Annotated in this window: 12 protein-coding genes and 1 tRNA gene; 7 read left to right on the forward strand and 6 right to left on the reverse strand. The window is 55.4% G+C overall.

From position 1 onward, the window contains the following. Nucleotide 1: 1 nt before the first annotated feature. From citF to citC, 4 genes are read right to left on the reverse strand one after another with little or no spacing between them, the layout of a single operon-like run. On the reverse strand, nucleotides 2-1,507 hold the full coding sequence (citF, locus tag E5C26_RS16035; protein ID WP_135317208.1) for a citrate lyase subunit alpha: 1,506 nt from the start codon (nucleotides 1,505-1,507) through the stop codon (nucleotides 2-4). Beyond that, nucleotides 1,507-2,427 (reverse strand): citrate (pro-3S)-lyase subunit beta, encoded by a 921-nt coding sequence (gene citE, locus E5C26_RS16040; protein ID WP_017893387.1) that lies wholly within the window; start codon nucleotides 2,425-2,427, stop codon nucleotides 1,507-1,509. Before citE ends, citF begins: the two co-directional genes overlap by 1 nt. Then, nucleotides 2,411-2,719, reverse strand: coding sequence for a citrate lyase acyl carrier protein (citD, locus tag E5C26_RS16045; protein ID WP_135317209.1), 309 nt, complete (start codon nucleotides 2,717-2,719; stop codon nucleotides 2,411-2,413). Before citD ends, citE begins: the two co-directional genes overlap by 17 nt. Beyond that, the gene (gene citC, locus E5C26_RS16050; protein ID WP_135317210.1) at nucleotides 2,716-3,789 is read right to left on the reverse strand and encodes a [citrate (pro-3S)-lyase] ligase; all 1,074 of its coding nucleotides are present in this window, start codon (nucleotides 3,787-3,789) and stop codon (nucleotides 2,716-2,718) included. Before citC ends, citD begins: the two co-directional genes overlap by 4 nt. A gap of 320 nt (nucleotides 3,790-4,109) precedes the next feature. On the opposite strand from citC, the gene dpiA reads away from it, so the two are divergent. From dpiA to E5C26_RS16065, 3 genes are all read left to right on the forward strand, one after another. Beyond that, complete coding sequence (dpiA, locus tag E5C26_RS16055; RefSeq protein ID WP_135317211.1) at nucleotides 4,110-4,796, forward strand: two-component response regulator DpiA; 687 nt, start codon at nucleotides 4,110-4,112, stop codon at nucleotides 4,794-4,796. Between the two features lie 113 nt (nucleotides 4,797-4,909). After that, nucleotides 4,910-7,999, forward strand: a complete 3,090-nt coding sequence (locus E5C26_RS16060; protein WP_135317212.1) for a beta-galactosidase — start codon at nucleotides 4,910-4,912, stop codon at nucleotides 7,997-7,999. A 113-nt stretch (nucleotides 8,000-8,112) separates the two neighbouring features. Next, nucleotides 8,113-8,188: transfer RNA gene (locus E5C26_RS16065), tRNA-Asn, on the forward strand. A gap of 147 nt (nucleotides 8,189-8,335) precedes the next feature. Here E5C26_RS16065 and E5C26_RS16070 read toward each other — a convergent pair. Both E5C26_RS16070 and E5C26_RS16075 read right to left on the reverse strand, forming a co-directional pair. After that, the gene (locus E5C26_RS16070) at nucleotides 8,336-9,304 is read right to left on the reverse strand and encodes a quinone oxidoreductase family protein (protein ID WP_135317213.1); all 969 of its coding nucleotides are present in this window, start codon (nucleotides 9,302-9,304) and stop codon (nucleotides 8,336-8,338) included. 149 nt (nucleotides 9,305-9,453) lie between these two features. After that, on the reverse strand, nucleotides 9,454-9,843 hold the full coding sequence (locus E5C26_RS16075) for a RidA family protein (RefSeq protein ID WP_135317214.1): 390 nt from the start codon (nucleotides 9,841-9,843) through the stop codon (nucleotides 9,454-9,456). A gap of 141 nt (nucleotides 9,844-9,984) precedes the next feature. On the opposite strand from E5C26_RS16075, the gene E5C26_RS16080 reads away from it, so the two are divergent. From E5C26_RS16080 to E5C26_RS16090, 4 genes are all read left to right on the forward strand, one after another. Beyond that, nucleotides 9,985-10,905 (forward strand): LysR family transcriptional regulator, encoded by a 921-nt coding sequence (locus tag E5C26_RS16080; protein ID WP_135317215.1) that lies wholly within the window; start codon nucleotides 9,985-9,987, stop codon nucleotides 10,903-10,905. Between the two features lie 277 nt (nucleotides 10,906-11,182). Continuing rightward, on the forward strand, nucleotides 11,183-11,353 hold the full coding sequence (locus tag E5C26_RS24650) for a hypothetical protein (protein WP_167796665.1): 171 nt from the start codon (nucleotides 11,183-11,185) through the stop codon (nucleotides 11,351-11,353). Nucleotides 11,354-11,373: 20 nt separating this feature from the next. Next, nucleotides 11,374-12,264, forward strand: a complete 891-nt coding sequence (locus E5C26_RS16085; RefSeq protein WP_135317216.1) for an oxidoreductase — start codon at nucleotides 11,374-11,376, stop codon at nucleotides 12,262-12,264. A 282-nt stretch (nucleotides 12,265-12,546) separates the two neighbouring features. Further along, on the forward strand, nucleotides 12,547-13,524 hold the full coding sequence (locus E5C26_RS16090; protein WP_135317217.1) for a DUF1852 domain-containing protein: 978 nt from the start codon (nucleotides 12,547-12,549) through the stop codon (nucleotides 13,522-13,524). Nucleotides 13,525-13,546 lie beyond the last annotated feature (22 nt).

A 13,546-nucleotide genomic window follows, 5' to 3' on the forward strand; every position in this document is an offset into this window, starting at 1 on the left:
ATTACTCCGCCACCTGATGCACCACGTCGATCACCGACCCGTCGCGATAGCGCACTACCGCCACTACCTTGTCGGTAAAGACGATCGGCTCCGGTTCACCGGTCAGCAACAGCGCTCGCTGGCGCAGCCAGTCGATGCTGACCACCGGTAAACCGGCCTCTTTCAGCCGCTGCGCCAGCTCCGGCCGCGCCGGATTAACGGCAATACCATGATCGGTAACCAGAATATCGATGCTGGAGCCAGGCGTGACACAGGTGGTGACCTGCTCGACCAGCGTTGGGATGCGCCCACGCACCAGCGGTGCCACGATGATCGCCAACCGCGCCGCCGCCGCGGTGTCGCAGTGGCCACCGGAAGCCCCACGCAGCAGGCCGTCGGAGCCGGTCAGCACGTTAACGTTAAAACCGGTGTCGATTTCCAGCGCGCTCAAGACCACCACGTCCAGCCTGTCGACCGAAGCCCCCTTCGAGCTGAAGTTGGCATACTGATTGGCGCTGATTTCTATGTGATTGGGGTTACGCGCCAGCGACATCGCCGCCGCACGGTCAAAGCTCTGCACGTCCAGCAAGCGGGCAATCAGCCCCTTTTCATGCAAATCCACCATGGTCGAAGTGATGCCGCCTAATGCGAAACCGGCGCGAATGCCGCGTGCGCGCATTTTGTCTTCCAGAAAACGCGTCACCGCCAGCGAAGCACCACCGGTGCCGGTTTGCAGCGAGAAGCCTTCGGTAAAGTAGCCGGAACCGGCGATCACTTCGGCGGCCCGGCGGGCAATCAGCAGTTCACGTGGGTTGGAGGTCATGCGCGTGGCATCGGCACCAATCTTGTCGGCATCGCCCACTCGCTCAAGTTGAACAATCAGATCCACCCGATCCTGCGCCAGACTGGCCGGATGATGCGGATAAGGCACTATCGCCTCGGTCAACAACACCACGGTGCTTGCCGCATCGGCATCCACTTTGGCATAGCCCAGCGAGCCGCAGCAGGCTTCGCCGCTGTAGCCATTGGCATTACCGAACTCATCGCAGGCCGGAACCCCGAGGAAGGCAACGTCGATGCTCAATTCGCCGGATTCGATCAGGTTGACCCGCCCCCCATGGGAGTGGATTTGTACCGGTTCGGCCAGCAAACCACGTGAGATGGCGTCCGCCAGCGGGCCGCGCACGCCGGAGGTATAAATACGGCTCACCACCCCGTTACGGATATGGCCGACCAGCGGCGCATGGCATTCGCTGAGAGAACTGGAAGCCAGCGTCAAGTTACGGAACCCCATCGCCGCCAGCGCTTCCATCACCTGATTTAACGCCAGATCGCCACCACGAAACGCATGGTGGAAAGAAATGGTCATGCCGTCCTGCAGCCCGCTGCGGCGCACCGCCTGTTCCAGCGAGTCACAGCGTTTGATATCACGGGGTTTGCTCGCCTGCTGGTTAGCCTTGGAGGACGCCTGATAGCAGCGTAAATCCGCCAGGTTATTCAGGGTCATCAGTCGTTGTTGACGTTTCATTATGCTTCCTCTCCATGCTGAACCGAGGCTTCGCGGATGCCGGAAAGCGCCGCACGCTGCAGCACCAGCCGTGCGCGTTCAATCACCGGGCTGTCGACCATCTTGCCGTTGAGCGACACCACGCCGCGCCCCTCCTGCTCCGCCGCCGCCGCGGCATCCACCACCCGCTGGGCATGAGCCACCTCTTTGGCGGTGGGCGCATACAGGTTGTGCAACAGTTCAATCTGTCGGGGGTTAATCAGAGATTTGCCGTCGAAGCCGAGCTGTTTGATTAGCGCCGCCTCCTGCAGGAAACCGGCTTCGTTATTGGCATCGGAATAGACCGTGTCGAACGCCTGAATACCTGCCGCCCGCGCTGCCTGCAGCAACGAACAGCGTGCGAACAACAGTTCGATGCCTTCCGGGGAACGCTCGGTACGCAGGTTGCGCACGTAGTCTTCCGCCCCCAGCGCAATACCGATCAGCCGTGGTGAGGCGTGAGCAATCGCCACCGCCTGGGTTATCCCCGCTGCCGACTCAATCGCCGCCAGCAGGCCGGTGCTGCCGACCGGGCGCCCGCAATCGGCTTCGATGGCGGCAATCTCTCGGTCCATATCCACCACATCCTGCGCGCTGTCGGTTTTCGGCAGACGCACAATGTCCGCCCCACCGCGTACCACTGCCTGCAGGTCGGCCAGGCCGTAGGCGGAATCCAGCGCGTTAACCCGCACAATGGTTTCCACTTCCTGATACAGTGGATGTTGCAACGCGTGGTAAACCAGCCGCCGCGCCGCGTCTTTCTCACGCAGGATCACCGAGTCTTCCAGATCGAACATCAGCGCATCGGCCTGATAGATAAAGGCGTTGCTTACCATCGCCGCATTGGCACCGGGTACAAACAGCATGCTGCGACGCAGGCGGTGTTTATTCAGCGTTTTCATTAGGCGCTCCCCACGGCAGTTGGCCATTGTCGCTGGCACGCATCAGCGCGGTTTCCAGCCGGGCCCGCAGTACACAGTCGAGCGCCCCTTTGTCGTCCACCATCACCTGCACCGGCTCCACCTGGTAGTGCTCCAGCACCTGCAGCAGTGTCTGGCGGATGGCTTGGCCGAACTGTTTTTCCACGCTGCTGGCGATCAGCAGATCGTGTTCCGGCCCCTCGGCGGGGGCGATGCGCACCATGACATCGCTGGATTCCAGCGTGCCGGCCATTGCTTCTCGGATAATTTTCATCTTTCACCTGATTGTGCGGATTCAAAGGGGGTGGCCGCCGGTTTGGTCCGGCGCTGCGTTTGCAAATCTTGCAGGTAATACAGGGTGTCCGGTGGCACCAGCGGCGCGGCGGCGTGAAAATCCCCCGCGGCCAACAGCTTGCGCACCCAGGAGGCGGAGATTGCCGTGCCCTGATATTGCAAACGCTCAATTTCTACCAGCGCGATTGGCGGGCTGGATAACGCCGGGGTTTCCAGCCAATAACGCATATCGCGGTTGTACTTTGCGGTGACCGCGCAGAACGGCTCGTTGCCGACAAAACGGTGGGTGATGCCCAGTGCAGGGGCCAGATACTGACGAAAGATCTTGAGATCGATTTCGGTGTAGCAGTCGTCGGCAATACCCTGATCTTTAATGAAGTAACAAGGAAAAGTGGCGCGGGAAATGACGTATTGCGAGCCTTCATGCACCGTCAGGTTGGCAATGTCTGCCGTCCCCGCCAGCACCAGCCGCCGCCGGTCTTCATAGCTGAAACGCGAGGTGTTTTCCTTGACCAAAAACAGGTGCAGCCAGTCGCACTTTTCGGCCGCCTGGCGCACCAGATATTGGTGGCCACGGGTAAAGGGATTGGCATTCATCACAATGCTGCCAATGCGCTGGCCCGGCTGCCGCTGCCCCGCCAGTTGGGCAGCATAGCGCTTCAGGCGGCACGGGCTGTTTTCCATCAGCACCACGATGCCCGGCACCTGAGCTATCGGATAAAAACCACACTGGCGGAACAGCGGTTCATTTTGGATTTTGGTGTAGATAAATAGCTGGGTGTGGTGGCGTTCATAAGCCAGATTCACCAGTTCGGTCGCCAGTTGCAGTGCCAGGCCTTCGCCACGCATTTGTGGGCTGATGGCAACGCATTTGATAATATTGTCCGCAATACCGCCGCAGGCGACCAATTTATCGTTCTGTGTAACGGTAATAAATATTTCAACCGTAGTATCAATATTCAGATCGTTACTTCGCAGAAAGGCATTAATCTGCGCAATACTTTTATGATCTGATCTTCTCACTCGGTCAAATATGGCATCGCCCAACATATCACGCTCTCTGGGTTAACTAATAAATAACAAACAAAACAGAAAACAAACATCAATTAACATTTCATGGGCAATTAAAACCTTAAAAACCATGAAGATAAAAACGAAAAACCATGGCTAAAACTTAATGAAACAATAGTAATAAGAAAAAAACAGCCAATTATTGACCTGTTTCACAAACACCTTTCGGTTAATAAGTTATTTAATGTTGTTTATTTGCTTAATTATTTTTATGGTGTTTATTACTAAGATATTCTTTATTCGATAGTGCAATTCACTTACATTTATTTAGCATATTCATTGCAACGGGAAGCTGCCCTATGGAATGGTTGAACATACTGATCGTCGAAGATGAGACGCCACTGGCGGAGATGCATGCGGAATTTATCCGGCAGAATGGCGGCTGTCGGCAAATCTGGCTGGCTGGCAACCTGGCTCAGGCGCGCATGATGACCGACCGCTTTAAACCGGATCTGATCCTGCTGGACAACTTCCTGCCCGACGGCCAGGGCATTGAACTGCTGCGTGAACTGACCCTGAGTGGTTATGCCGGCGGTATCGTGTTTATCACCGCCGCCAGCGATATGGATACCGTGGCCGAAGCGCTGCGTTACGGGGTGTTCGACTACCTGATCAAACCGCTGGCTTATGATCGTCTGGCCCACACGCTGTTGCGTTTTAGCCAGCGGCGTCAGGCGCTGAAAGACAAAGCGCGACTTAGCCAGCAGCGCATCGATCAGATGTTCAACACCTATGCACGCGGTGAACAGCAGGCAGCGCTACCTGCGGGCATTGATGAACTGACGCTGGTCAAAGTCCGCGCCTTGTTCGAGCTCCCCTCCGCCAGTCACACCGCTGAAAGCGTTGCGCAAAAGATGGGGTTAAGCCGCACCACCGCGCGCCGTTATCTGGAGTTTTGCACCGCCGCCCAGCAGCTGCGTGCAGAAATCATTTACGGCAAAGTAGGCCGTCCGCAGAGGATTTATCGCCCCAGCCTGCCAGAATAAGCGGTTATTTGATCGGCCCTGCAAGGTTGAATGTAACCGCTTTACTTTTTGGGGACTCATCAGCATCTTATTCGGCATGATGCCTCTATAATCTGCCGACAGGACGATCGCCGATGAGTAGCCTGCCCCCTCCTTCCCTGAAAGACCTTCTCGCCCGCCGGGACTGGCAAAATCCGGCCTGTACCCATTATCAGCGGCTGGCCGCACATCCGCCTTTCTCGAGCTGGCGCAGCCTGAATGCCGCACGTGATGATGAGAGCAGCGGGAGTCGGCAAATATTGAACGGCGACTGGCAGTTCAGCTATTTCGACAAGCCGCAGGCGGTGCCCGACAGTTGGTTACAACAGGACCAGGCCGACGCGGATACCCTCGCGGTGCCGTCCAACTGGCAACTTGCCGGTTATGACGCGCCAATCTACACCAACGTCCGCTACCCGATCCCGGTCGATCCGCCGAGAGTGCCGGAACATAACCCGACCGGCTGCTATTCGCGGCAATTTACCGTCGACCCGGCCTGGCTGGCTGAAGGCCAGACGCGCATTATTTTTGACGGCGTCAACTCGGCGTTTTATCTGTGGTGCAACGGCCACTGGGTCGGTTATTCACAGGACAGCCGCCTGCCCGCCGAGTTTGATCTCAGCCCCTGGTTGCAGCCCGGTGAAAACCGACTGGCGGTGATGGTGCTGCGCTGGTGCGATGGCAGCTATCTGGAAGATCAGGATATGTGGCGTATGAGCGGTATTTTCCGCGACGTCAGCCTGCTGCATAAACCCGCCGCACACCTGAGCGATATCCGCATCACCACTCCGCTGTATGACAGTTTCCGCCGTGGCGAGCTGGTCGCAGAAGTGCACGTCAACCAGCCCACGCAGCATCGGGTGCAGTTACAGCTATGGCGCGATGGCCAACTGGTTGGGGAAAAAACCCAGGCTTTCGGCAGTGCGATTATCGACGAACGCGGTGCCTATGAGGATCGCACTACCCTGCGCCTGCCGGTGGAACAACCTGCGCTGTGGAGCGCGGAAACGCCCACGCTGTACCGCGCAACCGCCACCCTGCTGTCGCCGGAAGGGAAAATTATTGAGGTGGAGGCCTATGACGTCGGCTTCCGCCAGGTGGAAATCAGCAATGGGCTGCTAAAACTTAATGGCCAACCGTTGTTGATCCGCGGTACCAACCGTCACGAACATCATCCGCAGCACGGTCAGGTGATGGACGAGGCCACCATGCGCCATGACATCCTGCTGATGAAGCAACACAACTTCAACGCGGTGCGCTGCTCACATTACCCGAACCATCCATTGTGGTACCGGTTATGCGATCGCTACGGGTTGTATGTGGTGGATGAAGCCAATATTGAAACCCACGGCATGCAGCCGATGAACCGGTTGTCTGACGATCCGCTGTGGTTGCCGGCCATGAGCGAACGCGTAACCCGCATGGTGCAGCGTGACCGCAACCACCTTTGCATTATTATCTGGTCGCTGGGCAACGAGTCCGGTCACGGCTGCAACCACGACGCGTTGTATCGCTGGGTGAAAAGTCAGGACCCTACCCGCCCGGTTCAGTACGAAGGCGGGGGGGCCAACAGCGCCGCCACCGATATTATCTGCCCGATGTACGCGCGGGTGGATCAGGATCAGCCGTTCCCCGCCGTGCCCAAGTGGTCAATCAAAAAGTGGATCGGCCTGCCGGATGAGCATCGCCCGTTAATCCTGTGCGAATACGCTCATGCGATGGGCAACAGCTTCGGGGGTTTTGACCGCTACTGGCAGGCCTTCCGTCAGTATCCGCGCCTGCAGGGTGGCTTCGTCTGGGACTGGGTCGATCAGGCACTGACCCGCAGCGATGAAAACGGCAATTCATACTGGGCTTACGGTGGCGACTTTGGCGACACGCCGAACGATCGACAATTCTGCCTTAATGGGCTGGTATTCCCCGACCGCACACCCCACCCTGCGCTGTTTGAAGCACAACGCGCACAGCAATTTTTCCAGTTTGCCTTCGACGCCGAGACGCTGACGTTGACCGTCAACAGCGAGTATCTGTTCCGCCAAACCGACAATGAACGGCTGAACTGGCGGCTGGAACTCGATGGCACGGAACGCGCCAGCGGCAGCTTCGATCTCAGCCTGCCGCCGCAGGGCAGCGCCAGCTTCCCACTGCTCGAGCGCTTGCCGATGCTCCATCAACCCGGCGAACTGTGGCTGAATGTCGAAGTGGTGCAACCGCAGGCCACCGACTGGTCCGAAGCCAACCATCGCTGCGCCTGGGACCAATGGTTGGTGCTCCGCACGCTGCATTTTGCACCACCAGCAGAGACCGGTTCAGCGCCACAGCTGAGCCAAAATGAGCAAACGATCGACATCACTCACGGTCATCAACGCTGGCAGTTTACGCGCCACGACGGCTGTTTAAGCCAATGGTGGCAACATGAGCGCCCTCAATTGCTGACGCCACTGCGCGATAACTTTATCCGTGCGCCGCTGGATAACGACATCGGCATCAGCGAAGTCGAGCGCATCGATCCCAACGCCTGGGTCGAACGCTGGAAGCTGGCGGGCATGTACCGGCTGGAGGAGCGCTGCACGCTGTTGCAGGCCGACCAGCTTGGCGATGGCGTGCGGGTGGTGAGTGAACACCTGTTCGGGGCCGATGGACAAACATTGTTACGCAGCCGCAAACAGTGGCTGTTCGACAGCCAGGGCGCAGTCAGCATCAGCGTCGACGTCGATATTGCCGCCAGTCTGCCGCCACCGGCGCGTATTGGCCTGAGCTGCCAACTGAAAGAAATTCATCCACAGGCGCAATGGTTGGGGCTGGGCCCGCATGAGAACTACCCGGACCGCCGCCTCGCCGCGCAATTCGGGCGCTGGCAACTGCCGCTGGAAGCGTTGCACACGCCGTATATCTTCCCCGGCGAGAACGGGCTGCGCTGCGAGACCCGCAGCCTACAGTACGGTGACTGGCACATCGACGGGCTGTTCCACTTCTCGCTCAGCCGCTACGGCCTGCGCCAGCTGATGGAGTGCAGCCACCAGCACCTGCTGCAACCGGAAGCCGGCACCTGGCTCAGTCTGGACGGTTTCCATATGGGGGTGGGCGGTGACGACTCCTGGAGCCCGAGCGTTAACCAGGACTACCTGCTCAGCCGCAGCCATTACCATTATCAACTGCGTCTAAAACGCGCAGAACAGGGCTAAATCTGCCAAAAGCTCAACGGGTTGCGCATTCTGTAAGCAAACAGTCACAGAATGCGTAATCCGCCTTTGACATGCTGCCAACACCCCGTTATGATTCCGGCCGTTCAAACGATTCCTCTGTAGTTCAGTCGGTAGAACGGCGGACTGTTAATCCGTATGTCACTGGTTCGAGTCCAGTCAGAGGAGCCATATTAGAGAAGCCCGCTTAAGGAAACTTAAGCGGGCTTTTTGCTTTTTATTCCCGGAGCCCAGGCCTGTGTGGCTTTGATGCAATCAGTGAGTGTGAAAAACAGGCCCGATGCATTTTCAGTATTTCATCATCACGACTTCCAATCCCTAAATAAAGATGGGCTTCATCACTATGCGGCCAAGCGGTTTCGCTGTCTCGGCGAATTCGTGGGCCGCGGCAGCGTTGGCCAGGGGGAAGATACGGTCAATGACAACCCTGATGCGCCCTGCTGCTACAGCCTGCAACATGTCATCCACACTTGCCCGAACTCCGGGCCTTTCAAAAAGGGGTCCCATGAATACCCCCATGAGTGTCTGGTTAGACTGCATTGGCGGCCACAAGTCGACAGTCAGGCTGCCACCGCCCGCATTACCGACGAAGAGTAGACGTCCTTCCGGAGCGAGTGCAGAAAGCGAAGCAGGCAACGTCGTCCCCACCGGATCGATGACCAGGTCAACACCGGAGCCATGGGTGTATTGTCGGACACTGTCCACGACGTTATTCTCTGCACGATCCACGACATGATCGGCACCCAGTTCAAGCAACCGGCTTCTTCGCTGCGTTCCGCTTGCCACGGCGATGACCGTCGCGCCTGCTTGTGAGGCAAGTTGAACAGCCGCGAGCCCTACGCCACCCGCTGCTGCCTGAATAAGGACGGTTTCTCCGTGCCGAAGCATGCCCCGTGTGAAAAGGCAATGATGCGCAGTTCCAAAAGAAATCGGTAACACTGCTGCTTCTGCCGCATCCACCCCATCGGGTATCAGCCATGTTCGTTCCGCGGGCACAGCCCATAGCTCCGCATGCGATCCCTGCATGTTAAAAGCAGCGACCCGGTCCCCAACCGAACGGCTACGGACATTCGAGCCGACAGCAACAACCGTGCCCGCGGCCGCGTAGCCGACGATCCATGAAGGAAGAGGCGGCGGAGTTAAACGGCGGTTGATCAGGTCTCCACCTTCAATCGAGATGGCCTCGACAGAAATCAGGACGTCGTCAGGTCCTGCGACCGGATCGGGGATATCGACATATTTCAGGACGTCGGGAGCGCCTTGCACGTCATAAATCGCTGCTTTCATAAATTTTCCTCTGTCTCATCAGTCAATCCAGACAGGCCCGGCAAACCATCCCGATCCGGCATATAGCACGCCAGAAATCTCTCTGTTGCCTCTACAGGCAGCGCGGGCTGCCCTGTTGAATTTTCGACTGGCGGAAAGACCCGTAACACTTAGGGTAGCCTGGCAATCACCTTAATCTCAAACTTGAATCCGTAAAGCCACGTCACGCCGATCCCGGTCAACGTAGGGTAAGGCGCTTCCCCCCAATATTCGGGCAGGATACTCCAGATAGCGTCGAGGTTTGACTCAGGATCGACGACAAAGAGGGTAACGTCAACCACGTCACCGAACGTGCAGCCCGCAGCCGTGAGAACAGCATTAAGGTTATCGAATGCCAGCCTGATCTGCTCTTTAAGATCCTGTTCAGGCGAACCATCCTCCCGGCTACCAACCTGCCCCGAAACAAACAAGAAGCCGTTAGATTTGATGGCTGGTGAATACCGATTGCGCTCATAGAGCTCCTGTCGCCCGAAGGGAAAAACTGCTTCGCGTGTTGTCATGTTTGTACCTTTGCAATGGGGCGAAATCTGCCCAATGAATATAAAGACACTTTACAGGTACCAAATCGGATGGATAAACAAGCGACTTTGTCCATCATTGTTTGTAAAATCCAAACAATCGGTGAAAAGAGAGGGTGAGGAATGGATCGTTTCGATGCGATGCGCGCCTTTGCTCGTGTGGTGGAGGCAGGTAGCTTCACAAAGGCTGCCCAAACACTTCATATGAGCAAAACCACAGTGACACAACTCATTCAGCAGTTGGAAGCGCGCCTGCGCGTCAAGTTACTCCATCGCACCACCCGCAAGCTTGGTGTCACTCCTGATGGAGCGGCCTACTACGAGCGCGTTATTCGTCTTCTGGCGGACATGGATGATGCTGAAAACAGCCTGTCCAGTGCGGCGATTACGCCCAGGGGACGGCTACGGGTGGATGTGCCCAGTCCGTTGGCCCGCCTTGTGCTGGTGCCGGCGCTACCGGCTTTCCACGCGCGCTACCCTGATATCCAGTTCGACATGGGCGTGAGTGACAGGATGGTGGATCTGATCGGCGACAATGTGGATTGCGTCCTGCGCGGCGGCGAAATCAACGATCAGTCCCTAATCGCACGTCATGTCGGCGATTTGCAAATCGGCGTCTACGTCGCCCCCAGTTATGTGGAACGCCTTGGCGCCCCTGCACATCCGCGAGAGCTGGAAAACACCGACCATCGCATCGTGGGATTCTTGTCCTCACGCACCGGCAAGATTGATTCTCTGGTTCTGCACTGTGAGAGTGAACATATTGAAATCAAGAGCAGCTATGTGCTTGCAGTGGATGATGGCAATGCTTACCTCGAAGCTGGGATAGCTGGGTTAGGTGTGATTGCGCTGCCAGTCTATATGGCGGCAGCACATCAGGCTTGTGGCTCCTTGATTCCGCTATTTGAACATTGGCATATTAATCCAATGCCCCTTTATCTGGCATTTCCGCCGAACCGCCATGTCAACGCCAAACTGCGAGTTTTTATTGATTGGATCGTTGAATTGATGCAGCAGCATGTCCCCAATTCCAACAATAAGTAACTACATTCCAGCCCCCCTGATTCGCTCATCAGCGTCGATTGGTGGTCATTCTGGTGGTCTTGACAGCAAGGGAATTCAGATTTAGCTTACTTATTCGCCAGTTACTGGCAAAGGCGATCCCAGTCAGAGGAGCCATATTAGAGAGGCCCGCTCAGGGAAACCTGAGCGGGCTTTTTGCTTTTCCAGATATCGCATATCCCAGGTAAAAGCATGCTCATCTCCTGGCTTTAAGCAATTTTTCCCCTCTATTCTCAACACATCCCAAAGCAACGACTCTGTGAGACTCTCCTGTGGGCTACCAGAGGCGGTGAGTGCCGTATCGCTGCGACATGAAATCAGCTTGCTGTTTGCCGCACTCCTGAGTTATCTGTTTCTCGGTGAAATACACACGTTGAACAAAATACTGGCGAGCACGGTGAGTGCTACCGGCACGCTGTTGATGGATTGACGATCACAAGAGGACTTGAAATGCCTGACTCCCCTACTATTGCTCTGATTGGTCCCGGTGCGATTGGTACCACTATCGCTGCTGCACTGCACGAAGTTGGCCGCACGCCACTGCTTTGCGGACGCACCGCGCACCCACAATTAATTCTGCGTCACGATGAAGGTGAAGTGGTGGTTCCTGGTCCGGTATTGAGCAAGCCACCGACCAATACCCAACCCTTCGATCTGGTCTTTGTGGCGGTGAAAACGACCCAGGTGGCTGAGAGCGCCAATTGGCTTGCCGCGTTATGCGATGAAAACACTGTCGTGTGTGCGCTGCAAAACGGTGTCGAACAGAAAACTCTGTTGGAACCCTATGTTAACGGAGCAACGGTACTGCCTTCGGTCGTATGGTTCCCGGCACAGCGCGAACCAGATTCCTCTGTCCGCCTGCGGGCTAAACCGCGTTTGACACTCCCGGATGTGCCACAGGTAAAACGGATCATTGGTGCGCTCAGCGGTACCCGCTGCAGCGTTGAGCTGTCATCCGATTTCCTCTCGATCGCCTGGCGCAAACTATTGCAGAATGCGGTCGCGGGCCTGATGGTTCTTGCAAACCGCCGTGCGGGAATGTTCTCACGCGGGGATATCACGAAACTGGCACTGGCTTATCTGCATGAATGTCTGGCTGTCGCACGTGCCGAAGGTGCGGTACTTAGCGATAATGTTCCCCAGGAGATCGTTGACGGTTTTCATCGTGCGCCTGCGGACTTGGGTACCTCCATTCTCGCCGATCGTCAGGCCAATCGCCCGCTGGAATGGGAAATACGTAACGGCGTCGTGCAGCGTTATGGACATTCACAAGGTATTCCTACCCCTATTAGCGACATCCTGGTTCCTTTGTTGGCGGCAGGAAGCGAGGGGCCGGGTTGAAGCGGTAAACATCAAAGCCGTTTGTAGGGGGCGTTTCTCGAAGCTTTTTGACCCGTCACTGCCCCCACTATCGACATTTCCTCCCTTCGCACCCAGATCATGAATATGCCTCATGTGGTAATGAAATTAAGTCGCTTTCACTCATTCAGTGGCTCTGGCATAAAAGATGCAATGTTAACTTACTGACAACATGAAGACTGATGAATGAGAAACCCAGTAGTTTCTGGAAAATCAAAAAATTAGATTCAGTTTTCATACCAGAACTCAGGGTGCAAGATCACGATGAACAAAGATTTTACATTTACCATCAAGAGCAGTAGTTTCGACGAGAACTATAACCCTTCCGAAAATACGCGCATCACTACCAACTTTGCCAATTTGGCCAGAGGCAAGAATCGTCAGGAAAACCTGCGCAATACTCTGGTGATGATTGACAATCGTTTCAATACCCTGGCGCATTGGGATAACCCCAAAGGCGATCGCTATTCTGTCGAACTTGAAATCATTTCTGTTGAGATGAATATTAAAGACAATGGCAATAGCTTCCCGGTCATTGAGATATTAAAAACCAACATTATTGATAAAAAAACCAACAAGCGTACGGAAGGTATCGTAGGGAATAATTTCTCTTCTTATGTGCGAGATTATGACTTTAGTGTGTTGCTGTCAGAACACAACAATAACCAACCCGAATTTAGCATTCCAGATGACTTTGGTAACTTGCACGGGAATATTTTTAAATATTTTGTCAACTCAAATGAGTACAAAGATAACTTTAAAAAATTACCGGTCATATGCTTAAGCGTATCCAGTAAAGACACCTATTATCGCACTGGGAATGAGCATCCTGTCTTGGGCATTGAATACCAGCAAAACGATTCCTCTTTGACTGAACAATACTTCAGCAAAATGGGCTTGCAGGTTCGCTATTTTATGCCGAAAAATAGTGTTGCGCCTTTGGCCTTTTATTTTTCTGGTGATTTACTCGGTGATTACACCGATCTTGAACTTATCAGTACCATCAGCACGATGGAGACTTTCCAAAAGATTTACCGCCCTGAGATTTACAATGCAAACTCTGCAGCCGGACAATACTATCAGCCGGCCCTGAATCATCAGGATCATTCATTAACAAAAATTGTTTATGACCGCGAAGAGCGTAGCCAATTGGCGATTGAGCAGGGGAAATTTACTGAAGAACACTTTATCAAACCCTATAAGACTATTTTTGAGCAATGGTCTGCTCACTGCGCGCTTTGATTAACCAAAAATAAAAGGTCAC

This window comes from Serratia proteamaculans (assembly GCF_004684015.1).
Lineage (GTDB): Bacteria > Pseudomonadota > Gammaproteobacteria > Enterobacterales > Enterobacteriaceae > Serratia > Serratia proteamaculans_F.